This is a genomic window from Pseudomonas fakonensis (assembly GCF_019139895.1).
Lineage (GTDB): Bacteria > Pseudomonadota > Gammaproteobacteria > Pseudomonadales > Pseudomonadaceae > Aquipseudomonas > Aquipseudomonas fakonensis.
Genome location: NZ_CP077076.1, coordinates 3366306 through 3387622, shown reverse-complemented (window position 1 = coordinate 3387622; position 21317 = coordinate 3366306). Strand labels below are relative to the sequence as shown.

The following is a 21317-nucleotide window of genomic DNA, read 5'->3' as shown; positions in this document are numbered from 1 at the left end:
GCACGTTCAAGCTCTGATACCGAAGGTTAAAAGAAACTGCGCTGCGCCTTGAAGGTCACCATGCTCTGGCAATAGGCGTTGATCCCGGCATAGGCCGCACACCCACCGCCCTGCAGGTCCGAACTGCTGTAGATCAGGTCGAGGTCGATGCCCAGCCAAGGCCGCGACAACTGCAACGACCAGTCGTTGAACGCCTGTACCTCGCTGCCGTCACCGACCACGAACGGCGTCCCCAGTTGGTGGTGCGCCACTTTGAAGGTCAGGTCGATGCCTAGCAGTGGCAGTTCGCCGAGGTTGGCGAACAGGGTGCCGGTGCGGTTGTCCGGGTTGTCACGCCAGGCGCCGCCGAAGCGGCTGCCGAACACCGATACCCCACCGTACAGGGCATAGCTGTCGTTGCCTGCCAGGTTCGGCTGGCTGTAATGGATCAAGCCGGCCTCCAGGCCCAGGCTGCCATCGAAGCGCCGCTTGTAGCCCAGGTAGCTGTCCAGGCGCAGGGTGGAGGCCGCGCTCAAGCCCAGGCTCGGCGCGTACTGGCCGACATACCAGCCACTTGCATGGCTGAGGTCGAGGCCACCATGAAAAGCACCGGCCGGGCTCGGCGAAATCAGGCCCTGGGCCATGCTGCGCGAGGCACTGGTGCCGAGCTTCAAGTCGAATTCGCCCAGCTGGCGCTGGATCTGAGAGGCCTGCAAGGTGGGGCTGAGCAGTAGCGCCGTGGTTAGCAGGAGCATGGGCCTGGCCATGGTTTGTCCCTGGGAAGCCTGTACTAGAGCGGGCAAGCATAGCGACTGCAGGCAGGGCTGGAAACCCTCGCCGGGGATGGAGCGACCAGGGCCTTTATTGCTACGCTTGATGCGATCGTATCTTGCCTTCAGGACTTCACCATGACCCCCGCGAACGGACCTGCCGCCCAAGACTTGGCTAATACCGCCCGGGGCGCGGCCAACCCCTGGCTGGATATCGAACTGCTGCACAGCATCAGCACTGCCCTGATGGGGGAGCAGGACAGCACGGCGCTGTACGCCAAGGTGGTGGATGCCGCGATGAGCATCACCGGTTCGCAGTTCGCCACCATGCAGTTGCACAGCCCGCAGCCCCACGGCGGTGTGCTCAAGCTGTTGTGCTCGCGAGGGCTGTCCGACGATGCCGTGCAGTTCTGGCAATGGGTGAGGTTTGATGCCCTGAGCAGCTGCGGGCTGGCACTGCGCCAGGGGCGGCGGGCGATTATCGCCGACTTTGAACAGTGGCCGGAAATCGCCGGTACCGAGGAGCTGCTGGCGTTTCGCCGCGCCGGTATTCGTTCGGCGCAGACCACGCCGCTGATGGCCCGCGACGGGCGCCTGCTGGGCATGATCTCCAACCATTGGCGCGACCCTCACCACCCCAGTGACCGTACCCTGCGCCTGCTGGATATTCTCGCCCGCACCGCTGCCGACCTGCTGGACCGCACCCTTGCAGAAGAAAGCCTGCGCAATCGCGAGCAGGAGCTGGCGCGCACCTGCGACAGGCTGCGCGAAACCGAAGAGCAGCAGCGCCAACTGGCCGGCGAACTGCGCGAGCTCAACGAAACCCTCGAAAAGCGGGTGGATGAGCGCACCCGCGAGTTGATGCAGGTGGAAGAGCGCCTGCGCCAGTCGCAGAAAATGGAAGCGGTTGGCCAGCTGACCGGTGGCCTGGCCCACGATTTCAACAACCTGCTGGGGAGTATCAGCGGGGCTTTGGAGATGCTCGGCCAGCAGCCCAACCAGGGCCGCGATGCCGAGCGTTACCTGGGCGCCGCCCAGGACGCCGCCCGCCGCGCCGCGGCCTTGACCCACCGGCTGTTGGCGTTCTCCCGGCGCCAGACCCTGGAGCCTCGGGCCACCGATGTGCGGGCTTTGATGCACGGCATGAGCGAGCTGGTGGCACGCACCAGCGGTTCGGCGATCAGCGTGCGAACTCAGGCCGATACGGCCCTGTGGCCCGCTTTCGTCGACCCCAGCCAGCTGGAAAACGCCGTGCTCAACCTGTGCATCAACGCCCGCGACGCCATGCCGGGCGGCGGGCGGATTACCCTGGAGGCGGCCAATCAGGTGCTGGTCGGCGAGCCTGCCAATCGCCTGGAGTTGCCCGACGGCGATTACCTGTGCCTGCGGGTGAGTGACACCGGGGCAGGTATGCCGGCAGAGGTGCTGGCCCATGTGTTCGAGCCGTTCTTCACCACCAAGCCGATTGGCCAGGGCACCGGGCTTGGCTTGTCGATGATCTATGGCTTTGCCCAGCAGTCCGGTGGCCAGGTGCGCATTGACTCGGTGCCGGGCGAAGGCACCACGGTGGCCCTGTACCTGCCGCGCCACCTCGGTGAGGCGCCGCAGCAGCCGGCCCTGTCTGGCGAACCCTGTGCGCAAAGCCAGGGGACGATCCTGCTGGTGGAGGATGAGCCGACCATGCGCATGCTCACCGCCGAGGTGCTGGGGGAGTTCGGCCACACGGTGATTCAGGCGGGCGACAGCCTTGATGGGTTGCAGGTGTTGCGTTCCGAGGCGCATATCGACCTGCTGCTGACCGACGTCGGCTTGCCTGGCGGCATGAATGGTCGGCAGTTGGCGGATGCCGGGCTGGAGCTGCGCCCAGGGCTGAAGGTGCTGTTCATCACGGGCTACGTGCAGCAGGCCCTCAATGAAAGCGGCCTGCTGGCGCCGGGGATGCAGGTGCTGACCAAGCCGTTCGGGCTTGATACGCTGGTGGCGCGGGTGCGGGAGTTGCTGGCTGCAGCCTGAAGCCGGCGCCAGCAGGGGTGTGCATCAGCTGTTCACGTTCACCACCAGGCGCCCGCGCACCTTGCCGTCGAGCAGTTGCCGGGCTGCGTCGATGCTGTCTGCGAGGCTGATTTCGCGGGTGATCATGGCCAGGTGTTCGCGCTCCAGGCCTTCGGCCAGTTGCGCCCAGGCCTGGACCCGGCGGGCATAGGGCTGTGTCACGCTGTTGATACCCAGCAAGCTCACCCCGCGCAAAATGAATGGTGCCACGCTGGCCGGCAGGTCCATACCCTGGGCCAGGCCGCAGGCGGCTACCGCGCCTTCGGCCTGGGTCGCGGCGCAGGCGTTGGCCAAGGTGTGGCTGCCCACCGAGTCGATCACCCCGGCCCAGCGTTCCTTGGCCAGTGGTCGGCCTGGGCCGCTCAGTTCGCTGCGATCGATGATGGTGCCGGCCCCCAGTTGCTTGAGGTAGTGGGCCTCGTCGGCCTTGCCGGTGGCGGCAATCACTTCGAAGCCGCGGCTGGCCAGCAGGCTGATGGCGAAGCTGCCAACACCGCCGCTGGCGCCGGTGACCAGCACAGGGCCGTGTTCGGGTTTCAGGCCATGGCGCTGCAGCGCCATCAGGCAAAGCATGGCGGTGTAGCCGGCGGTACCGATGGCCATGCTTTGGCGCTCGTCGAGGCTGGCGGGGTGGGGGATCAGCCAGTCGCCGTTCAGGCGTGCCCGTTGTGCCAGCCCGCCCCAGTGGCTTTCGCCCACGCCCCAGCCGTTGAGCAACACCCGGTCGCCGGGTTGGTAGGCGGGGTGGCTGCTGGCCTCGACGGTACCGGCAAGGTCGATGCCTGGCACCATGGGGAACTGGCGCACCACGGGGCTTTGGCCGGTGATGGCCAGGGCGTCCTTGAAATTGAGGGTGCTGTAGGCCACGCGCACGGTGACATCGCCTGCGGGCAACTGCGCCTCGTCGAGGGTTGCCAGACGGGCCTGGTAATCGTTGTGGTGTTTTTCCAGCAAGATGGCGTTGAACATCGCAGAACTCCTTTTTGACCGGTCGTCTTTAAATTGGCATGCACCATCAGCGGGTGATGGCTGCGAGAAACCCTTGGAGGAAGCTGTCGAGCGGGGCGGTACGCTGTACCAGCCGCGCGCGCAGCACCGCACCTTCCCAGCCGCTCCAGAACCAGGCGGCGAGGGCATCGCAGTCGCTGCTGGCAGGCAGTTCACCGGCAGCCTTTGCAGCCTGCAGGCAGGCTGACAGGCGTTGCTCCCAGTCGCAGAACACGGCTTCGAGCTGCGCGCGGAAGCTGTCGGGTAGCACCAGCACTTCCATGCCGAGGTTGCCGACCAGGCAGCCGCGGCGGAACTGGTACTTGAGCATGCCGGCCTTGGCGTCTTCGACGAAGTTGCCAAGGCGTTGCAGCGGGTGGGTGTGTGGGTCGAGGAAGTGGCGGTCGAGCTTGGCGGCGAAGTATTGGGCGTAGCGTTGCAGCACGGCCTGGCCGAAGGCTTCCTTGCTGTCGAAATAGTGGTAGAACGAGCCTTTGGGTACCTGGATGCGTTTGAGCACGGCGTCGATGCCGGTGGCGGTGAAGCCCTGCTCGGTGAGCAGCTCCATGCCGCAGCGCAGCAGCAGGTCGTGGGTTTCGGCGTGTTCGCGGGGGGCCTTTGGGGGGCGGCCGCGGCGGGGGTGGGGTGTGGTCATCCGGTTAATTTAGACTGATCGTTTTTAATGTCAAGGTGGGGGGAGGGGCACTGCCGGGGAATGGGGCCGCGTGGGTGGCTTGAGATTTGTGGGTATGCTGTTGATCTGTTGATTAGTTGGTTTTGAAAGTTGTATGCGCATTCATTATTTGTAGTGACGCTTCGTCACCTTTCCGCCCTTACGGCGGCTCACTTTTTGAAGCATCAAAAAGTAAGCAAAAAATGCTCGCTGGTATGACTCACCCACATAGGTGACAAATCAGTTCACGCACATAGGTAACAGTTTTTAACTGGCATGGTCGGTTTTTCGAGGGTCTGACCATGCCTTGGCGAGAGCTGAAACCTATGGACATGAAATTGCTTTTCATCGCGGACTATCTCCATGGGGCGCCTAGCTTCAGCGCCCTTTGCGAGGCCTACGAGATCAGTCGAAAGACCGGTTACAAATGGGTAGAGCGTTACGAGAACGATGGTCCGCCAGGCTTGGAGGAACGCAGCCGTCGTCGGCTGACGCAAGATTGGGTTGTGCCCGTCGCCGTTCGTGAGGCCATCATCGAATTGCGTGGTCAGGGCCAGACGGAGCCTGGCCCCAAGAAAATCCAGGCAGCTTTACAGGAGCGTTTTCCTGACGAGGCGCCCCCTTCCAAGACAACGATCTACAACATCCTCAAGAAGGCCGAGCTGATCAAGCCGCGACGCCTGCGCCAGCGTGTGGCGGTCTATCCCAAGCCGCTGGAAAAAGCGGAGTCGCCCAATCAGCTATTCAGTGCGGACTACAAAGGCCAGTTTCTGACAGGCGCTGGGGTCTGGTGCTATCCGTTGACGATCATGGATCACGCCAGTCGTTTCTTGCTTGCGTGCCACAGTATGGCCAACACGAACTTCCTGGAGACACAGGCTGTGTTCACTGAGGTCTTTCGCGAGAACGGGCTACCTGAACGTATCCGAACCGATAACGGCGTGCCGTTTGCCAGCAAAGGGCGTGCGGGGCTCTCCCAGCTGTCCATTTGGTGGCTGCGCCTGGGCATTATTCCTGAACGTATTGCGCCTGGCAGACCGGAGCAAAATGGTCGGCACGAGCGTATGCACCGAACACTCAAAAGTACGCTTCCGTCACCTCCCGCAGTGGCTTGGGAGGCTCAACAACGGCACTTCGACCGCTTCCGGCAGCACTACAATTACGAGCGGCTCCACGAAGCACTGAAGCAGAAAACACCAGCGTCCTGCTATCAGCCTTCGCCACGCCCGTTCCCGGAAAAACTACCTGAAATGACTTACCCCAGTCATATCGAGAGTCTGCCAGCTGATCGAAGTGGCATCGTCAACCGTCGGGGTTTGAGGATCTACGTAGGTTACGTGCTCAAGCATCAGACCATTGGGCTGGAGCAGGTCGGGGATGGGGTGTGGGATGTTATTTTCGGCCCAATCATTCTCGGCAGGATCGATGAGCGAGATGCCGATGATGGTTATGTAACACTTCAGGTGTTGTCACCTATGTGAGTGAACTTTTGTGTAACCCATGTGGGTGGCCCGTACACGCTCCATTCATCCGGCCCCTGCGCTTCGCTCCGGGGTTCCCTCACTCCGGGCTTGCTCCGGGGGGACGCGCCGACGGGCCGTCCCTGGCCCGATCGGCGCTCGACCGGCATCCATGCCGGTCGCCCCCCTACGCAATCCCTGCGTTCGGCCTCCTGAAGTCGCGAAGTTAGGGGCGGCGCCTGTGAGTACGCAGCTCGGTCGCTAGTTGCCACCGTGGGAACTCAGGATTTGATCGCGGGGCAAGTCGCAGCGGCGCACCGCCGCTCCCACGCAGGAACTGCGTACAAATATCTAACGTGGGAGCGGGCTTGCCCCGCGATGGCGTCAGAACAAACAACACATCAATAACAATCAAACCAATATCCCAGCTCTTGATCTGGCTCTTGATCTGGCTCTTGATCTGGCTCTTGATCTGGCTCTTGATCTTGCTTCTAAGCGCGCAATAGTTCAGGCAACACAAATCGCGACTTCAGGAGGCCGAGCGTAGGGATTGCGTAGGAGGGCGACCGGCATGGATGCCGGTCGAGCGCCGATCGGGCCAGGGACGGCCCGTCGGCGCGTACCTCCGGAGCAAGCCCGGAGCGAGGGAACCCCCGGAGCGCAGCGTAGGGGGCCGGATGATGGGAGCAGGCGGCTTTGCCTACTTTGGCCAAGACCAAAGTAGGCCGCCGTAAGGGCGGAAAGGTGACGAAAAGCGTATATCGTCAATGAATGCGCATACATCTCCCAAAGCAATAACCATAAGCCCCGAACCCGAACCCCTCACCGCAATTCAACCTCCGCACACAACCCCCCCTCAACCCGATTTCTCAACACCAAACTCCCCCCCATGGCCTGGGTCAACTGCTGGGCAATCGCCAAGCCAAGCCCGGTCCCTCCGGTACTTCGGTTACGCGACCCTTCAACCCGGTAAAACGGCTTGAGCACCTCGTCCAGCTCGTTCTCGGGAATCCCCGGCCCGTCATCCAGCACCCGAATCCGCGTCACGCCGTGCTCACACCCCACCTCCAGCCGCGCCGCGCCAGCGAACTTCAGGGCATTGTCCACCAGGTTCACCAGCACCCGGCGCAGGGCATGGGGGCGGGTCTGCAGGGGCGCTGGCACGCTGCCCTGGCGTTGCACCTGCGCGCCGCTGTCCTGGTAGTCGAACACCAGGCTGTCGAGGAAGGCGTCCAGGTTCACCCGGCAGGGCGCCTCGGTACCGCTGTCCATGCTGCGCGCATAAGCCACGCCCTCGCGTACCAGGTGCTCCATGGCATCCAGGTCGTGCCACAGCTTGTCCTTTTCCTGGCCTTCGTCCATTTGCTCGACCCGCAGCTTCATGCGCGTGATCGGCGTCTGCAGGTCGTGGGAAATCGCCGCCAGCAGTTGCATGCGTTCTTTCAGGTAGGCGCCAATGCGCGCCTGCAGGGCATTGAACGCCACCGCTGCATAGCGCACCTCACGGGGGCCGCTCTCGTCCAGTTGCGGGCCCGGGCTGTTCGGGTCCAGGTCGTCAAGCGCCTTGACCAGCCGGGTCAACGGGCCAATGGCCAGGCGCACCGCCAGCCAGGTGCACAGCATCAGCACCAGCAACTGGATCAGCAGCACCGCCGGCAGCCATGTGGCCACCGGCACCGGGGCCGGGGTCACGTCGATGGTCAAGGGTGCGCCATCGGCCAGGCGCAGGTGCGCCTGGAAGTGCGCGTTGGGGCCGGGGATTTCGAGGAAAGTCAGGCGGTAGCGGTCACCGATGGCCTTGACGATCGACTCGGCAGCCATTGGTGCATCTTCGCCGGGCATGGCATCCCCGGGCAGACCGTCGTCCAGGCGGTAGCGGTAGGTGCGCCGCTCCAGGCGCGGCAACCAGCTTGCGCGCTCGGCTGCCGGCAAGCGGTCGAGAATCGCCACCGAGGTGGACACGTCCAGCTCCAGGTTGCTGAGCATCATCGAGCGGCTGCTGACGTAGCGCTCGTAGGCCTGCAGGCTGAACGACAGGCCGTAGGCCAGCACCAGCCCGGTGAAGAAGATCAGCGCCAGGCGCGAGGCGAGGGTACGTGGCCACTTCATGCTGGCGACTCCAGCAGCTGCACCGCCAGCGAGAACACATAGCCTTCGCTGCGCACGGTCTTGATGCAGGTCGGCTCGCGCGCGTCGTCACCCAGGCGTTGGCGCAGGCGGCTGACCAGCAGGTCGATGGAGCGGTCGAAGATGTCTGCCTCGCGGCCCTGGGTGAGGTTGAGCAACTGCTCGCGGCTGAGCACCCGCTGCGGGTGGTCGAGGAATACCCGCAGCAGGCGGTACTCGGCGCCAGACAGCGCCACCAGGGTGCCTTCGGTGTCGAGCAGGTGGCGTGCGGTGGTATCCAGGCGCCATTGGCCGAAGGCGATCAGCCGGCTGCTTTCGCTGATGGTCAGGTTGGGTGGCAGCATGCGGGTGCGGCGCAATACCGCGTTGATGCGGGCCAGTAGCTCGCGGGCCGAGAACGGCTTGGTCAGGTAGTCGTCGGCACCCATTTCCAGGCCGATGATGCGGTCGGTCTCGTCGTTGCGCGCGGTGAGCATCAGCACTGGCGTGTTGCGGTGCTTGCCGGCGCGCAGCTCGCGGCACAACAGCAGGCCGTCATCGCCGGGCATCATGATGTCGAGCACGATCAAGTCGACGCTGTTGTTCTCGAGGAACGCACGCATTTGCCGGCCATCGGCGACGATGCTGGTGCGCAGGCCGTTCTTTTTCAAGTAGTTGCCGACCAGTTCGCGGATCTCGCGGTCGTCATCGACGACCAGGATGTGATCGACATGTTCCATCGGGTGTGGTCCTTGTTGGTAGGGGGTGAGCGCAGTGTACAGAGCAGGCTGCGCCTTGCCTGCGGGGGTTTGTATTGCAGTGTATCCGGCGCTGCTGCAGATACAGCAGGAAGCACATCACACCCCTGGCAGACACATGGGCGATACCTGGCAGGGGTGAAATGGCTCTCGACCGGGGAGCAACGCCTCCCCACACCAAAGCCTCGTTTCGGGAGACACGCCATGACCATCAAGAACCTCGCCAGCGCCGCCCTGTTCGCCGTACTCGGCCTCGGCGCCGTCGCCGCCCAGGCCAGCAGCACCTCGATGAACGACGCCAGCGTGATGCAGTACCGCTATGGCGATCACCTGGACATACAAAAAGTACTGTCGGTAAAGAATGACCAGCATCATGCCTGCGGTGTGGTCAACACCCGCATGGACTACCTCGACTCCCAGGGCAAGCCACAAAGCGTCGAGTACCGCTCGTACGCCACCAGTGGCTGCCATGACAACTGAGTCGCGTGCCAGGCGCCGCCTGCTCAAGGCTGGCGGCGTGGCCCTGGCGCTGCTTGGCCTGGGCCTTGCTGGCCACCTGCTGGCCCGCGACAGCTACGGCCCGATGCCGTCGCTGGCGGGGGCCGGGCAGTGGCTCAACTCAGCGCCACTGGGCGATGCCGCGCTCAAGGGCAAGGTGGTGCTGGTGGATTTCTGGACCTACGACTGCATCAACTGCCGGCGCAGCCTGCCGCATGTCAGCGAATGGGCGCGGCGCTACGCCGACCAGGGGCTGGTGGTGGTCGGGGTGCACACCCCGGAATACGACTACGAACACGACATCGGCAACCTCAAGGCCCAGGTCAGGCAACTGGGCATCAGCTACCCGGTGGCCGTGGACAACGACTACCGTGTATGGAACGCGTGGGGCAATCAGTTCTGGCCGGCGCATTACTTCGTCGACCGCAAGGGGCAGGTGCGCCATGTGCATTTCGGCGAGGGTGACTACAGCGGTCAGGAGCAGGTGATTCGCCAGTTGCTCGATGAACAGGGTTGAGCGGATTCACGCCAGGTGCGGCGGCCGATACACTGGCGCCATCTGCCATCACCTGGACGTGAACCATGCCCGAACTTGCCAACCTGCTGGCCTTCGCCCTGATTTGCCTGGGCATGGTGCTGACCCCCGGGCCGAACATGATCTACCTGATTTCCCGCTCGATCTGCCAGGGGCGGGCGGCCGGGTTGATTTCGCTGGGTGGGGTGGCACTGGGGTTCGTCGTGTACATGCTGTGTGCGGCGCTGGGCATCACCGCGCTGGTGATGGCAGTACCGCTGGCCTACGATGCGCTGCGTATCGCTGGCGCCCTGTATTTGCTGTACCTCGCCTGGCAGGCCCTGCGCCCGGGCGGGCGCTCGCCGTTCCAGGTGCGCGACCTGCCGGCGGACAGCCCGCGGCGGCTGTTTGGCATGGGTTTGCTGACCAGCCTGCTCAACCCCAAGATTGCAGTGATGTACCTGTCGCTGATGCCGCAGTTCATCGAGCCCGGTCACGGTAGCGTGCTGAGCCAGTCGCTGGTGCTGGGTTGCACGCAGATCGCCATCAGCGTCACGGTCAATGCGTTGATTGCCGTGATGGCCGGCTCCATCGCGGTGTTTCTGGCGGGCCGGCCTTCCTGGCAGCAGGTTCAGCGCTGGCTGATGGGCACTGTGCTGGCGGGCCTGGCAGTGCGCATGCTGGCTGAGGGCCGGCGCTGAAACACCGCAGCCTTTGCAAAGTGCGATAACCGGTGGAACGTCTGCCAACGGCTGATTTCATATCCTGTGAAGGATGGCAATCTGCTCGGGACAAACGATGGTTCGCACAGCATGAAATCAGGCCGGCACACCCAGGTCAAAAGCGCCAGCGCGGCGCCTGCCTTCCTGCTCAATGGCGGCGCGGTCAGCGGCTTGCTGCAGGGGATGGACTGGAGCGGCTCGCCGTTGGGGCAGCCGGATGGCTGGTCACCCGGGCTCAAGGCGGTGGTGGCCACGTTGCTGCCGGCCCAGGCACAGATCGTGCTGTTCTGGGGGGCGCAATACGTTGCGCTGTACAACGATGCCTATTCCCCCACCATCGGCCAAAAACACCCGCATGCCCTCGGGCAACCGGCCCTGGCCCACTGGCAAGAACTGTGGGATGACCTGGAGCCCCTGCTGCGCGGGGTGCGCGAGACCGGCGAGACCTTCTCGGCCAAGGACCGTCCCTTCTATATAGAGCGCAGCGGCTTCGGCGAGACGACCTACTTCGATGTTTCGTATTCGGCCGTGCGCGAGGCCGACGGCAGCGTTGGCGGGGTGCTGTGCATCGTCAACGACACCACCGCGCGGGTGCGCTTCCAGAGGCGCCAGGCGTTCTTGCTGGAGCTGGGGCAAACCTTGCCGGGGCTGGGCGAGGCGGAGCTGATCGAGGCCCACGCGGTGCACCGCCTGGCGGTGGAACTGGGCGCGGCGCGGGTGTGCTTCGGCGAGGACCTGGGCGAGGGCCAGGGCCTGCGTGTTGCCCGTGAGTGGGCCGAGGGTGTGCCGACCTTGCTGGGCGAGCATGCCTACGCAAGCTTCGACCCGCAGCTATATGAGTTGCTCAAGTGCGGCCAGCAGGCGCAGCGCAACTACCTGGCCGAGCAACCGCCGCCAGCCTTGCTCAAGGGCATGGGCGCCAGCCTGCATGTGCCGGTGCTGCGCGCCGAGCGCCTGGAGGCCGTGCTGCTGGTGCATTTTTTGCGGCCCCGGTTGTTCGCCGAGGACGACTGCCTGCTGGCCGAAGAAACCGCCAAGCAGGTGTGGGCCGCCATTACCCATGCCCGCGCCGAGCGTGCCCTGCACATGCTCAATGAAAGCCTTGAAGAGCGTGTGGCGAACATGCTCGTGCAGCGCGAGGCGTCAATGCTGCAACTGCACGAAGCGCGCAAGATGGAGATGATCGGCCAGCTCACCGGCGGCATCGCCCATGACCTGAACAACATGCTCACGCCGATCATCGCCTCCCTCGAACTGGTTCGCCGCCAGCCCGACCCGCAGCGCGCCGCACGGCTGGTCGACGGCGGCCTGCAGGCGGCTGAACGGGCGCGTAACCTGGTCGGCCGGCTGCTCAGCTTCGCCCGTCGGCAGACCCTCAAGCCGCAGGCGGTGGCGCTGGCCGGGCTGGTGGAGGAGATGCGCGAACTGATCGCCCGTTCGTTGGGGGCGACCATCAGCGTACAGGTACGTATCGACCCGCAGCTGCCGCCGGTACTGGTGGACGAGCACCAGTTGGAGCTGGCATTGCTCAACCTGGTAATCAACGCCCGTGATGCCATGGCCGAAGGTGGCCGTTTGACCATTGCTGCAGGTGTGGGTGAGAGCGAGGGCGGCCCTGTGTATCCGCCCGGGCTGGCGGCGGGGCAGGTGTGGTTGCAGGTGGCCGATACCGGCAGTGGCATGAGCGATGAAGTGCTCGCGCGCTGCATCGAGCCGTTCTACTCCACCAAGACCGTGGGCAAGGGCGCCGGCCTTGGCTTGCCGATGGTGCAGGGGTTGGCGGTGCAGTCGGGCGGGGGCTTCGGCATTTGCTCGCAAGCGGGCAAGGGTACCGAGGCAACCCTGTGGCTGCCGCCCAGCGAAGCCGGTTTGGCCAGCGTGGCACCGTTACCAGCGCCCCGTGCCCAAGAGGGTAACCGGGTGCTGTTGGTCGATGATGAACCGCTGGTGCGCCAGGCCACGCTGTTGCAATTGCGTGAGCTGGGTTACGAGGTGACCGAGGCGGACTGCGCGGCGCAGGCGCTGGCATTGCTGGACGGTGGGTGGGTGCCTGATGTGCTGCTGACCGACCATGTCATGACCGAAATGACCGGGGTGCGCTTCGCGCAAAAGGTGCGCGAGCGGCTGGCTGACTTGCCGGTGCTGATCATCACCGGCTATGCCAACCTGTCACCGCGCGAGCTGCACGGTTTTGAGGTGCTGCGCAAACCGTTTCGCCAGGCCGAGCTGGCGCAGAGCCTGGCGCAACTGCTCGCCCGGCAGGGCTGAGGCAGCGCGCCAGGGGCGCAGGGTCAGTCCTGGGCCAGGCGCGAGCCCTTCTGGCGCTCGCTCTTGTACTGCATGGCCACCGCAGGTGCGGCCTTGGCGCTACCGGTCTCCAGCCACTGGCGCATGCGGCTGGCGTCGGCGAAGTGGGTGTACTTGCCGTAGGCGTCGAGGATCACCATGGCCACCGGGCGGTTATCCATTTTGGTCAGCAGCACCAGGCAGTGGCCGGCTTCGTTGGTGAAACCGGTCTTGGTCAGCTTGATGTCCCAGTTGCTCTTGTTGACCAGGTGGTCGGTGTTACGAAAACCCAGGGTGTAGTTGGGCTTGCGAAACGCCACGGTCTTCTCGCGGGTGGTGGACAGCTCGCTGAGCAGCGGGTACTTGCGCGAGGCCATCAGCAGCTTGGCAAGGTCCTGGGCGGTGGAGACGTTCTGGGTCGAAAGGCCGGTGGGCTCGACATAGCGGGTGTGGCTCATGCCCAGGCTGCGGGCCTTGGCGTTCATCGCCTTGATAAAGGCGCCATAGCCGCCTGGGTAGTGGTTGGCCAGGGTGTTGGCGGCGCGGTTCTCCGACGACATCAGGGTGATCAGCAGGGTTTCCCGACGGTTCAGCTCGCTGCCCAGACGCACCCGGGAGTACACGCCTTTCATCTCCGGGTTGTTGGCGATGGTCATGCCGAGCATTTCGTCCATGGGCAGCTTGGCGTCGAGCACCACCATCGCGGTCATCAGCTTGGTGACCGAAGCGATCGGGCGCACGCGGTCGGCGTGGCTGGAATACAGCGTCTGATTGGTGTTGAGGTCGATCAGCAGGGCGCTGCCGGAAGCCAGGTGCAGCTTGCTTGGGTCGCGTTGGGCCTGGGCAGGGGGTTGTGCAGCAGCGGTCGACGGCAGGGTGGCGGTACCTGTGAGCAACAGCAGCAGGCTGAGAATGGACAGGGTAGTTTTCACGTTGAGGCTCACTAAATGGTGGTATGTCGTTGGCTGTGCAAGGGTTTTCCCCCAAAAACCGCTGCATTGTGGAGTATGGCCGAAGTGGTGTCGATTGCTCGTTGATGGACCATGGCGATATGAAAAAAACTTCATGCTTTAACGGTTCCCCGGCTACCGTTTGTCGATTTAACCGCCAAAAAAATGCCCGCCAATAAGGCGGGCAGCAAAGAGGCGTAGGGAGCACGCACAACAACAGATTCGGGGGTCAGGCGGTAAAGCTTGCGTCGGCCAGTTGGCTGGCCAGGGTCTCGGCGCAGGTACGGGTGGTCAGCGGGCCGCTGATGGCCTCGCCATTGCGCAACAGGTACCAGCAGGCCAGCAGGCCTTGCTCGCGCAGTGAAGCGGGTACTGCGCTGCCGACGACGGACATGATCTGGATCGGGGCCATGGTGTGGACTCCTGCGAAAACATGCTCACACCTTAACGGCTTGGCACGGCGGGTTGAAATCAATGCCTTCGATAGTGGTCATTGATTTCAACCGTCATGGCCATTTACCAGCGCGGCGGGCCATAGTAGCCCGGCGGCGGGCCGTAGTAGCGGTGATAAACCGGCGGCGGGGCGGGCACGTAGCGCTCTACCACATAAGGCTGGGGCTGGTAGTAAACCGGCGGCGGCGCCTGGACATAGACCGGTTGCTGCACATAGACCGGCGGCTGTTCCACGTACACGGTGCGGTCGCGCCCACCGCTGACGGCGGCGCCGACCACTGCACCCACTACCGCGGCGCCAATCACCGGGCCCGGGCCACCCCAGCCGCCACCGTGGGCTGACGCCTGGGCGCTGATGGCCAGCGCACCGACCAGCAGGGCGATTCCAGGGATGAGACGTTTCATGATCATTCCTCGCAAGACACCCCACGCTTGGGGTCTGCCTACTATGACCGCAGCCAAGGTCAACTGCGCACAGGGGAAGGGTAAAGGTTGTGTAAGGGGCGACCGGCGGTTGCCTCTGTTACGCTAGGTCAATCGTTTCAGCCGTTACACCAGGAGAGGCAGATGAGCATTACCCCAAGCCGGGACACCGTCCTGTGCATTTCCCTGGCCGGGCGCCCCGGCACCTTCGGCGTGCGTTTTCACAACCACCTCTACCAGCAGTTGGGGCTGGACTACTACTACAAGGCCATGACCACCCAGGACCTGCCCGCTGCCGTTGCAGGTATCCGCGCCCTGGGCATCCGCGGTTGTGGCGTGTCGATGCCGTACAAGGAGGCGTGCATGGCGCTGGTGGACGAAATCGACCCGTCGGCGGCGGCCATCGAGTCGGTCAACACACTGGTCAACAGCAACGGCCACCTGAAGGCCTACAACACCGACTACCTGGCAGTGCGCCAACTGCTCGAGCAACACCGGGTCGACCCAGGCACCGGCTTTGCCCTGCGCGGTAGCGGCGGTATGGCCAAGGCGGTGGCCAGTGCGTTACGTGATGCCGGGTTCGGCGATGGCACCATCGTCGCGCGCAACGAGCAGGCCGGGCGGCAGCTGGCCGATGCCTGCGGTTATCGCTGGTTGCCCGAGCTGGGCGACCTGTGCCCGCCGATGCTGATCAATGTCACCCCCATCGGCATGGCGGGCGGCCCGGAGGCTGACCAGTTGGCATTCGCCGAAACCGCCATCGAGGCGGCCGAGCGGGTGTTCGACGTGGTGGCGATGCCGGCGCGCACGCCGTTGATCCAGCGCGCCGAGGCGCTTGGTAAGCCGGTGATTACCGGGCTTGAGGTGATCGCCTTGCAGGCGCTGGAGCAGTTCGTGCTGTACACCGGGGTGCGGCCGAGCCGCGAGCAGGTGGACGCGGCGGTAGCGTATGCACGCAGTGCCTGACTGCACGCGGTCCCCTGTAGGAGCGGCCTTGTGTCGCGATGGGGTGCGCAGCGCCCCCAGATTTTGAACATCATGCAACACCGCCGGGGCTGCCATGCAGCCCTTTCGCGACACAAGGCCGCTCCTACACGGAGTGCGGGCGCAATAACTCTCAGAACGCCTTGCTGCCCTCATCCAACTGCTGGTCAACCAACGCCCGGCCATGGGCCAGGGACACATGCTGGGCGTTTTCCAGGTCGGCGAAGAACTTCATCGGCATCGAGATGCGCCTGCTGGTGTTCCCGGCAGGGTCGGTGATCAAGCAGCCGGCGGCATAGGGCAGGGGGGAGTCGGGGTGGGGCATCACGCTGGCGGTGATGGTGTAGTCACGATAGTCACAGTGCAGGGATTGCATCGTCCTTACCTCGCTGTGGTCGGGAAGTGCAGTTACTTCCATATACCACGGCGAGGGGCCGGAAGTTCCCGGCCCGACGAGCGTGCGCCGTGTATCAGCCTTTGAGTTCGGCTGGCTGGATCACTTCGACCCAGTAGCCATCCGGGTCCTTGACGAAGGCCAGGTGGTTCATGCGGCCATCCTGCAGGCGTTTCTGGAACGGCACGTCCAGCGCCTCGAAGCGGGCGCAGGCTGCGCGCACGTCCGGCACCGAAATGCAGATGTGGCCAAAGCCGCGCGGGTCGGTGTTGCCGTTGTGGTAGGCAAATTCCGGGTCGTTCTCGGTGCCGTGGTTGTGGGTCAGCTCGAGCACGCCGGGGATGGATTTCATCCACTGGTGACGCGCGGCGTCGTCGGCGGGGATCTGCTCCGGGTCTACCAGGGCCAGGAAGTACAGGCTGAAGGCGGCTTCCGGGAAGTCGCGCTTGTCTACCAGGCGAAAGCCCAGCACGCGGGTGTAGAAGTCCAGGGACTTCTCGATATCCTTGACCCGCAGCATGGTGTGGTTGAACACGAACTGTGCGGTGGCGGTGTCTGGTTGGGCGGTGACGCCGGGCAGGGCGTTCAGGTCTTGCAGGCTCATGGGGTACTCCAGGGTCAGGGCCTAAAACAGACGGGCCATGATACGGCAGTCAGCCTCGCGCGCAAAACCGCGTAAACGAAAGCGCCCTGCACGAGGGCAGGGCGCTGGAATTAGAGGCCCGCATGTGCGGGCGCGTGATGGGGTCGCTAGTCCTTTAGCTGGTTCGATATTGATACAGGGCTTGTGAAAAAAGCGTGAAGTGCAGGTGGACGTTTCATCAACGTACCCAGCTTTCTACCGTTTGTGCCCCGTATTGTTCCTTCCAGGCCTTCAACCCCCGGTGGTTGCCGCCCTTGGTCTCGATGCGTTCACCGGTGTGGGGGTTCTGGTACACCTTCACCACCCGCGGGCGGCGTTGCTGTTTGCCGGCTGGGGCCACGGCGCGGGTGGCGGCTTTCGGGTCGAGGATGGCGATGATGTCGCGCAGGCTCTTGTCATAGCTTTTCATCAGGCCGACCAGTTTCTGCTCGAATTCAATTTCGCGTTTCAGGCCGGCGTCCTTTTTCAGCGCTTCCAATTGAGCCATTTGTTCCTGAAGCGCTTTTTCGGCAGCACGAAACTCTGCAAGTCTGGACACTGTCATCACTCCTGTAAGTCTGTCGTGGCATGACGTGACGAACATGAATACTTGCACTGGACGCCGGCCACGCGGGTGGGTACAGCTGTTCGCTGAATCAGAGTGTAGTCGCCACTTTGGGGGTGGTAAACAGCAAACTTTAGTTGTGTTATCGGGGAACTTTGCGGCTTTTTTGCGCGTTATATCCAGCGCCTTTCAGTACAACCCGTGCTGCGTTCTAGACCATGGTCCAATGGTGCATTCCAGAGCGTTCGCCGCACAATTCAAGATGATCGTGGAAGTACTCCCGTTCACCCTGTAGTACCGGCGCAGCTGGCTGCCCCGGATTGTTTTTCGCCCTTCTTTGTGGATGTTCCCTCGCATGTTTGCCCCTTTTCCTCTCGCCCCGGGACGCACTGTTGCCGGCCTGTTCTTGCTGTGCGCGGCCTGTACCGCCCAAGCCGCCGGTTTTGTCGAAGACAGCCATGCCAAGGTCGAAGCGCGTACGGTGTATTTCAACCGTGATTTTCGTGATGGCCACAGCAGTTCCAGCCAGGGCGCCTCAAAACGTGAGGAGGCGGCGCAAGGGTTCATTCTGAACTTCCAGTCTGGTTATACCCAGGGGCCGGTCGGTTTTGGCGTCGATGCGCTGGGTATGCTGGGTTTGAAGTTGGATTCCAGCCCCAGCGACAGTAACAGCGGCTTGCTGCCTTCTTCAGGGCATGACCCGCGCCATTCCGTCGACCAGTACGCCAAGGTGGGGATTGCCGGCAAGGTGAAAGTGTCGCAGACCGTGCTCAAGTACGGCTCGATGATGCCCGATGTACCATTGCTCAAGTACAACGATGGCCGCCTGTTGCCGACCCTGTTCCATGGCGCCTGGCTGAGCTCTGAAGAGGTGCGCGACTTCAGGTTCACCCTGGCGCGCCTTAACCAGTACACCGCGCGGGACTCCACCGACCGCCAGGATATTCGCGTGCATTGCAAGAACAAGCGCTATGCCTGCGATATCGAAGCCGACCACTTCGACCTGGGCGGTATCGATTACCGCATCAATGACCGTATCAGCGCCCAGTACCAGGTCTCGAAGCTGGAAAACATCTACCGCCAGCACTTCCTTGGCCTGGTGGCCAGCCAGCCGCTGCAGGTGGGTACGCTGTCGGCAGACCTGCGGCTGATCAAGAGCGACGACATCGGCAGCGCCCGTGCCGGTGAAATCGACCACCGCGCCTTCAGCGGCATGCTCGGCTACAGCCTGGGCGGGCACAAGGTCAGTGCCGGTTGGCAGCGCATGTATGGCCAAAGCGCCATGCCCTACCTCGACGGCACCAACCCGTACCTGGTCAACTACGCCCAGGTCAATGACTTCGCGGCGGCCCAGGAGCGCTCCTGGCAACTGCGTTACGACTACGACTTCAAGGCACTCGGTGTGCCGGGCCTGAGCTTCTTCACCCGCTACATCAATGGCGACAGCATCAAGGTGCCGGGCAGCAGCGCCGAGAGCAAGGAGTGGGAGCGCGACAGCGAGCTCAGGTACCAGGTGCAAAGCGGCACCTTCAAGGATGTCAGTGTGCGCCTGCGCAACTCCACCTACCGCAGCAACTACGAAAAATGGGCGCGGGACATGGACGAAACCCGGGTGATCGTCAGCTATAACTTCTCGGTATTCTGAACAGGCCCGAAAAAACAGGCAGCCCATGAAGCAACTGCTGTTGATCGGTATCGGCCCGGGCGACCCGCGGCAGGTCACTTATGAAGCGGTAGAGGCCATGCAACGGGCCACGGTGTTCTTCGTGCTCGACAAGGGCGCAACCCGGGACGAACTGGTACAGCTGCGCAAGGCCATCCTGGCCCGCTACCTGCCTGAAGGCGGTTATCGCCTGGTGCAGGTTGACGACCCCCGGCGCGATGCCGACGCCCAGGACTACGCCGGTGCGGTGCACGCCTGGCACCAGCAGCGTGCCGCCCTGTACGCCCACCTGATCGAGGATGAACTGGGTGCAGGCGACATTGGCGCCTTTCTGTTATGGGGGGAGCCGGGGCTGTATGACAGCACCTTGCGCATTCTCGACCTGGTACGCGCCCGTGGCGTGGCCCTGGTGTTGACGGTAATCCCCGGCATCAGCAGCGTGCAGGCGTTGGCCGCGCGGCATCAGGTGCCGCTCAACCGAATCGGCGAGCCCTTGACCCTGTTGCCGGGCAGGCGCCTGGTCGAACAGGGGCGGGTGGACAACCTGGTGGTGATGCTCGATGGGCAGTGTGCGTTTGCCGCGCTGGACGACCCGGGCCTGTACATCTATTGGGGTGCTTACCTGGGGACGGCAGATGAAGTGCTGATTGCCGGGCCGCTGCAGGCGGTCAAGGCGCGGATTCTTGAAGTGCGTGAGCAGGTACGGCGGCGCAAGGGCTGGATCATGGATACCTACCTGTTGCGGCGTGAGGGGTGAGGGCGGCGGTCCCGAGGCTTATGCGGTCCATGTGGGAAGCGGCCTTGTGTCGCGATGGGCCGCTTCCCACATGCTCAGAACTGAACCGATTGACGCAACATCGCCCCGGTAAAATTGAACAGCCGCAGCTCATCAAGCTGCCCCAGGCTGTGCTCCACCCGCCCGACCAACTCACTACCGTGGCGCCGAGGGTCAAAGCGCAGGCGCAGCAGCGGTGCACAGGCGTCCTGCGCCCGTTGCCAAGCGCTTTCATCGCTGTACAGCTCGACAGCGGCCCTGGCCAGCGCCTCGGCAGTGCCTTCGACACGCCCAGGCCAAGGTTGCTGCCCTTGCATGCCCTCGGTACCAATCGGCGTGGTCACGCTCGGCGTGCCACAGCGCAAGGCATCGAGCAGTTGCCCCTTGACCCCCGCACCTGAGCGCAGCGGCGCCAGGCACACCCGGGCGCCGGCCATGGCTGCGTCGCTATCGGCCACCCAGCCCTTGACGTGAAGGCCCTCATCCGGCGCATGCAGCGCTTGCACCTTGGCCGACGGGTTGGCGCCATGGATGTGCAACTGCGCCTGCGGCAAGTGCCGGCGCAGCATCGGCCACAGGTTGTGGCGAACCCACAGCAGCGCGTCGGTATTGGCCGGCTGGCTCAGGTTGCCGAGGGTGATGAAGTGCGCGCGCTCGGCGTAGGGCCGCAGCGCCGCCAGCGGCTCAGCCACCGGCGGGCAATGGTGCAGCAGATAGTCCGGCACCCCGAAGCCGTTGACCAGCAGGTCCATTTCGGCGTCCGAAGCAACCAATGCCAGGTCGCAGCGCCACAGCGCCGCCAGTTCGCGCAGGGCCAGCGGGGCTTCGGCCATTTGCCGGTACAGTTGTGGCCCCGGGGTGGCGAACAGGGCGCGAAAATCGTTCGGGTCCAGGCCCTCGACCAGGCGCCGGCGCAGCAGTTGCTGGCGGGCATCGCGCAAGCTTTCCAGGCCGCAGGTCAGCAGCAGGTTCAACGCCCCGGGCTGCTGTTGGCGCAGTTGCCGGCCAAAACGCTCCTCACTGTGGAAGCGGTCGAACAGCACCGCATCGGCCGCAGCGAAAACGCAGTCGTCGCTGGCCATGATGTGTTCGTCGATGCCCAGCGCTGCCAGGTCGGCCTTGTGTTCGCCGGGGGCGCCCGGGCAGGCGAAGGTTACCCGCCAGCCGTGGCGGCGAAATTGCTCGAGGATGTGCAGCAGGTGTTGCCCCGCGCTGCAAGCTTGCGGCGCGGGCCAGCTGAGGCCGATGGCCAGAAGGTGGGGCATGGGAAGGGCCTTGCTCGAAAGAAGGCCTTATTTAAACACGCAAGGGCAGAATCAAGGGGTGCCGAGAATCTGCACCACCTTGTCGCGCAACTGGTCGATGCCAAATGGCTTGCCGATCATGTGCATGCCCTCGGGCACCACCACGTTCTCGGCATAGCCGCTGGCAAACAGCACCGGCAGCAATGGCCGCAGCTCACGGGCCTTGGCGGCCAGCTCTTCGCCGCGCATGTCGGGCAGGCCGACATCGGTCATGAGCAGCGCCAGGGGTTGCTGGGGGTCCTGCAAAATGGTCAGCGCTGCCGAGGCGCTGTCTGCCTCGATGGCCGAGTAGCCCAGCTCGTCGAGCACTTCGACCATCAGCATGCGGACGATGTCGTCGTCTTCGACTACCAGAAGGTGCATGGCAAGGGTCCTGTTC

22 protein-coding genes are annotated in these 21317 nt (G+C 64.0%); 9 read left to right on the top strand and 13 right to left on the bottom strand.

The genetic code is table 11. The annotated features are described in order from the left end of the window. Window positions 1-26: 26 nt before the first annotated feature. Window positions 27-746: a TorF family putative porin gene (locus tag KSS94_RS14965; protein WP_217838877.1), complete on the bottom strand. Its 720-nt coding sequence runs from the start codon at window positions 744-746 to the stop codon at window positions 27-29. A 141-nt stretch (window positions 747-887) separates the two neighbouring features. Here KSS94_RS14965 and KSS94_RS14960 point away from each other — a divergent pair, with 141 nt between their 5' ends. Beyond that, complete coding sequence (locus tag KSS94_RS14960) at window positions 888-2762, top strand: ATP-binding protein (protein WP_217838876.1); 1875 nt, start codon at window positions 888-890, stop codon at window positions 2760-2762. Window positions 2763-2786: 24 nt separating this feature from the next. Here KSS94_RS14960 and acuI read toward each other — a convergent pair whose 3' ends face one another. Further along, window positions 2787-3770, bottom strand: a complete 984-nt coding sequence (acuI, locus tag KSS94_RS14955; RefSeq protein ID WP_217838875.1) for an acrylyl-CoA reductase (NADPH) — start codon at window positions 3768-3770, stop codon at window positions 2787-2789. A gap of 46 nt (window positions 3771-3816) precedes the next feature. After that, window positions 3817-4443 (bottom strand): acrylate utilization transcriptional regulator AcuR, encoded by a 627-nt coding sequence (gene acuR, locus KSS94_RS14950; RefSeq protein ID WP_437179976.1) that lies wholly within the window; start codon window positions 4441-4443, stop codon window positions 3817-3819. A 320-nt stretch (window positions 4444-4763) separates the two neighbouring features. On the opposite strand from acuR, the gene KSS94_RS14945 reads away from it, so the two are divergent. Continuing rightward, window positions 4764-5942, top strand: coding sequence for an integrase core domain-containing protein (locus KSS94_RS14945; RefSeq protein ID WP_217838874.1), 1179 nt, complete (start codon window positions 4764-4766; stop codon window positions 5940-5942). Between the two features lie 801 nt (window positions 5943-6743). On the opposite strand, the gene KSS94_RS14940 is transcribed toward KSS94_RS14945, so the two are convergent. Beyond that, complete coding sequence (locus KSS94_RS14940; RefSeq protein WP_217838873.1) at window positions 6744-8030, bottom strand: ATP-binding protein; 1287 nt, start codon at window positions 8028-8030, stop codon at window positions 6744-6746. Continuing rightward, the gene (locus tag KSS94_RS14935) at window positions 8027-8767 is read right to left on the bottom strand and encodes a response regulator (protein WP_217838872.1); all 741 of its coding nucleotides are present in this window, start codon (window positions 8765-8767) and stop codon (window positions 8027-8029) included. Before KSS94_RS14935 ends, KSS94_RS14940 begins: the two co-directional genes overlap by 4 nt. A 222-nt stretch (window positions 8768-8989) precedes the next feature. Here KSS94_RS14935 and KSS94_RS14930 point away from each other — a divergent pair, with 222 nt between their 5' ends. From KSS94_RS14930 to KSS94_RS14915, 4 genes are all read left to right on the top strand, one after another. Beyond that, window positions 8990-9265, top strand: coding sequence for a DUF2790 domain-containing protein (locus KSS94_RS14930; RefSeq protein WP_217838871.1), 276 nt, complete (start codon window positions 8990-8992; stop codon window positions 9263-9265). Beyond that, the gene (locus KSS94_RS14925) at window positions 9255-9800 is read left to right on the top strand and encodes a thioredoxin family protein (RefSeq protein ID WP_217838870.1); all 546 of its coding nucleotides are present in this window, start codon (window positions 9255-9257) and stop codon (window positions 9798-9800) included. Before KSS94_RS14930 ends, KSS94_RS14925 begins: the two co-directional genes overlap by 11 nt. A 65-nt stretch (window positions 9801-9865) precedes the next feature. Next, window positions 9866-10498, top strand: coding sequence for a LysE family translocator (locus KSS94_RS14920; protein WP_217838869.1), 633 nt, complete (start codon window positions 9866-9868; stop codon window positions 10496-10498). A gap of 111 nt (window positions 10499-10609) precedes the next feature. Beyond that, complete coding sequence (locus KSS94_RS14915; protein ID WP_217838868.1) at window positions 10610-12787, top strand: GAF domain-containing hybrid sensor histidine kinase/response regulator; 2178 nt, start codon at window positions 10610-10612, stop codon at window positions 12785-12787. Window positions 12788-12810: 23 nt separating this feature from the next. Here the strand turns inward: KSS94_RS14915 and pbpG are convergent, their stop codons facing one another. The 3 genes from pbpG to KSS94_RS14900 form a co-directional block, all read right to left on the bottom strand. Next, window positions 12811-13737, bottom strand: a complete 927-nt coding sequence (gene pbpG / locus KSS94_RS14910; protein ID WP_217838867.1) for a D-alanyl-D-alanine endopeptidase — start codon at window positions 13735-13737, stop codon at window positions 12811-12813. Between the two features lie 247 nt (window positions 13738-13984). After that, window positions 13985-14167, bottom strand: a complete 183-nt coding sequence (locus KSS94_RS14905; protein WP_217838866.1) for a hypothetical protein — start codon at window positions 14165-14167, stop codon at window positions 13985-13987. A gap of 104 nt (window positions 14168-14271) precedes the next feature. Further along, window positions 14272-14613: a hypothetical protein gene (locus KSS94_RS14900; RefSeq protein WP_217838865.1), complete on the bottom strand. Its 342-nt coding sequence runs from the start codon at window positions 14611-14613 to the stop codon at window positions 14272-14274. A 162-nt stretch (window positions 14614-14775) separates the two neighbouring features. Here KSS94_RS14900 and KSS94_RS14895 point away from each other — a divergent pair, with 162 nt between their 5' ends. Beyond that, entirely contained in the window at window positions 14776-15597 is an 822-nt protein-coding gene (locus tag KSS94_RS14895) for a shikimate 5-dehydrogenase (RefSeq protein WP_217838864.1), read from the top strand. A gap of 151 nt (window positions 15598-15748) precedes the next feature. On the opposite strand, the gene KSS94_RS14890 is transcribed toward KSS94_RS14895, so the two are convergent. The 3 genes from KSS94_RS14890 to KSS94_RS14880 all read right to left on the bottom strand — a co-directional run bounded on the left by KSS94_RS14890 (window position 15749) and on the right by KSS94_RS14880 (window position 17190). Next, window positions 15749-15991 carry a hypothetical protein gene (locus KSS94_RS14890; RefSeq protein ID WP_217838863.1) on the bottom strand — a complete coding sequence of 81 codons (243 nt, stop codon included), beginning with the start codon at window positions 15989-15991 and terminating at the stop codon, window positions 15749-15751. A gap of 94 nt (window positions 15992-16085) precedes the next feature. After that, complete coding sequence (gloA, locus tag KSS94_RS14885) at window positions 16086-16613, bottom strand: lactoylglutathione lyase (RefSeq protein WP_217838862.1); 528 nt, start codon at window positions 16611-16613, stop codon at window positions 16086-16088. A 217-nt stretch (window positions 16614-16830) separates the two neighbouring features. Then, window positions 16831-17190, bottom strand: a complete 360-nt coding sequence (locus KSS94_RS14880; RefSeq protein ID WP_217838861.1) for a histone-like nucleoid-structuring protein, MvaT/MvaU family — start codon at window positions 17188-17190, stop codon at window positions 16831-16833. Between the two features lie 361 nt (window positions 17191-17551). On the opposite strand from KSS94_RS14880, the gene KSS94_RS14875 reads away from it, so the two are divergent. Together KSS94_RS14875 and cobF are read left to right on the top strand one after the other, a co-directional pair. Further along, on the top strand, window positions 17552-18841 hold the full coding sequence (locus KSS94_RS14875) for an OprD family porin (protein WP_217838860.1): 1290 nt from the start codon (window positions 17552-17554) through the stop codon (window positions 18839-18841). 25 nt (window positions 18842-18866) lie between these two features. After that, window positions 18867-19616: a precorrin-6A synthase (deacetylating) gene (gene cobF, locus KSS94_RS14870; protein ID WP_217838859.1), complete on the top strand. Its 750-nt coding sequence runs from the start codon at window positions 18867-18869 to the stop codon at window positions 19614-19616. 74 nt (window positions 19617-19690) lie between these two features. Here the strand turns inward: cobF and KSS94_RS14865 are convergent, their stop codons facing one another. Both KSS94_RS14865 and KSS94_RS14860 read right to left on the bottom strand, forming a co-directional pair. Next, a complete protein-coding gene (locus KSS94_RS14865) occupies window positions 19691-20899 on the bottom strand; it encodes a glycosyltransferase (RefSeq protein ID WP_217838858.1) in 1209 nt (402 codons plus the stop codon). 51 nt (window positions 20900-20950) lie between these two features. Next, the gene (locus KSS94_RS14860; protein WP_217838857.1) at window positions 20951-21301 is read right to left on the bottom strand and encodes a response regulator; all 351 of its coding nucleotides are present in this window, start codon (window positions 21299-21301) and stop codon (window positions 20951-20953) included. Between the last annotated feature and the right edge of the window lie 16 nt (window positions 21302-21317).

Excerpts from the sequence above, each read along its gene's own strand:
- KSS94_RS14935 (WP_217838872.1), bottom strand. The coding sequence starts at position 8,767 with ATGGAACATGTCGATCACATCCTGGTCGTCGATGACGACCGCGAGATC.
- KSS94_RS14915 (WP_217838868.1), top strand. The coding sequence starts at position 10,610 with ATGAAATCAGGCCGGCACACCCAGGTCAAAAGCGCCAGCGCGGCGCCT.
- KSS94_RS14890 (WP_217838863.1), bottom strand. The coding sequence starts at position 15,991 with ATGCAATCCCTGCACTGTGACTATCGTGACTACACCATCACCGCCAGC.
- KSS94_RS14875 (WP_217838860.1), top strand. The coding sequence starts at position 17,552 with ATGTTTGCCCCTTTTCCTCTCGCCCCGGGACGCACTGTTGCCGGCCTG.
- KSS94_RS14930 (WP_217838871.1), top strand. The coding sequence starts at position 8,990 with ATGACCATCAAGAACCTCGCCAGCGCCGCCCTGTTCGCCGTACTCGGC.
- KSS94_RS14905 (WP_217838866.1), bottom strand. The coding sequence starts at position 14,167 with ATGGCCCCGATCCAGATCATGTCCGTCGTCGGCAGCGCAGTACCCGCT.
- gloA (WP_217838862.1), bottom strand. The coding sequence starts at position 16,613 with ATGAGCCTGCAAGACCTGAACGCCCTGCCCGGCGTCACCGCCCAACCA.
- KSS94_RS14940 (WP_217838873.1), bottom strand. The coding sequence starts at position 8,030 with ATGAAGTGGCCACGTACCCTCGCCTCGCGCCTGGCGCTGATCTTCTTC.
- acuI (WP_217838875.1), bottom strand. The coding sequence starts at position 3,770 with ATGTTCAACGCCATCTTGCTGGAAAAACACCACAACGATTACCAGGCC.
- KSS94_RS14925 (WP_217838870.1), top strand. The coding sequence starts at position 9,255 with ATGACAACTGAGTCGCGTGCCAGGCGCCGCCTGCTCAAGGCTGGCGGC.
- KSS94_RS14965 (WP_217838877.1), bottom strand. The coding sequence starts at position 746 with ATGGCCAGGCCCATGCTCCTGCTAACCACGGCGCTACTGCTCAGCCCC.
- KSS94_RS14920 (WP_217838869.1), top strand. The coding sequence starts at position 9,866 with ATGCCCGAACTTGCCAACCTGCTGGCCTTCGCCCTGATTTGCCTGGGC.
- acuR (WP_437179976.1), bottom strand. The coding sequence starts at position 4,443 with ATGACCACACCCCACCCCCGCCGCGGCCGCCCCCCAAAGGCCCCCCGC.
- KSS94_RS14895 (WP_217838864.1), top strand. The coding sequence starts at position 14,776 with ATGAGCATTACCCCAAGCCGGGACACCGTCCTGTGCATTTCCCTGGCC.
- KSS94_RS14865 (WP_217838858.1), bottom strand. The coding sequence starts at position 20,899 with ATGCCCCACCTTCTGGCCATCGGCCTCAGCTGGCCCGCGCCGCAAGCT.
- KSS94_RS14860 (WP_217838857.1), bottom strand. The coding sequence starts at position 21,301 with ATGCACCTTCTGGTAGTCGAAGACGACGACATCGTCCGCATGCTGATG.
- KSS94_RS14945 (WP_217838874.1), top strand. The coding sequence starts at position 4,764 with ATGCCTTGGCGAGAGCTGAAACCTATGGACATGAAATTGCTTTTCATC.
- cobF (WP_217838859.1), top strand. The coding sequence starts at position 18,867 with ATGAAGCAACTGCTGTTGATCGGTATCGGCCCGGGCGACCCGCGGCAG.
- KSS94_RS14960 (WP_217838876.1), top strand. The coding sequence starts at position 888 with ATGACCCCCGCGAACGGACCTGCCGCCCAAGACTTGGCTAATACCGCC.
- KSS94_RS14900 (WP_217838865.1), bottom strand. The coding sequence starts at position 14,613 with ATGAAACGTCTCATCCCTGGAATCGCCCTGCTGGTCGGTGCGCTGGCC.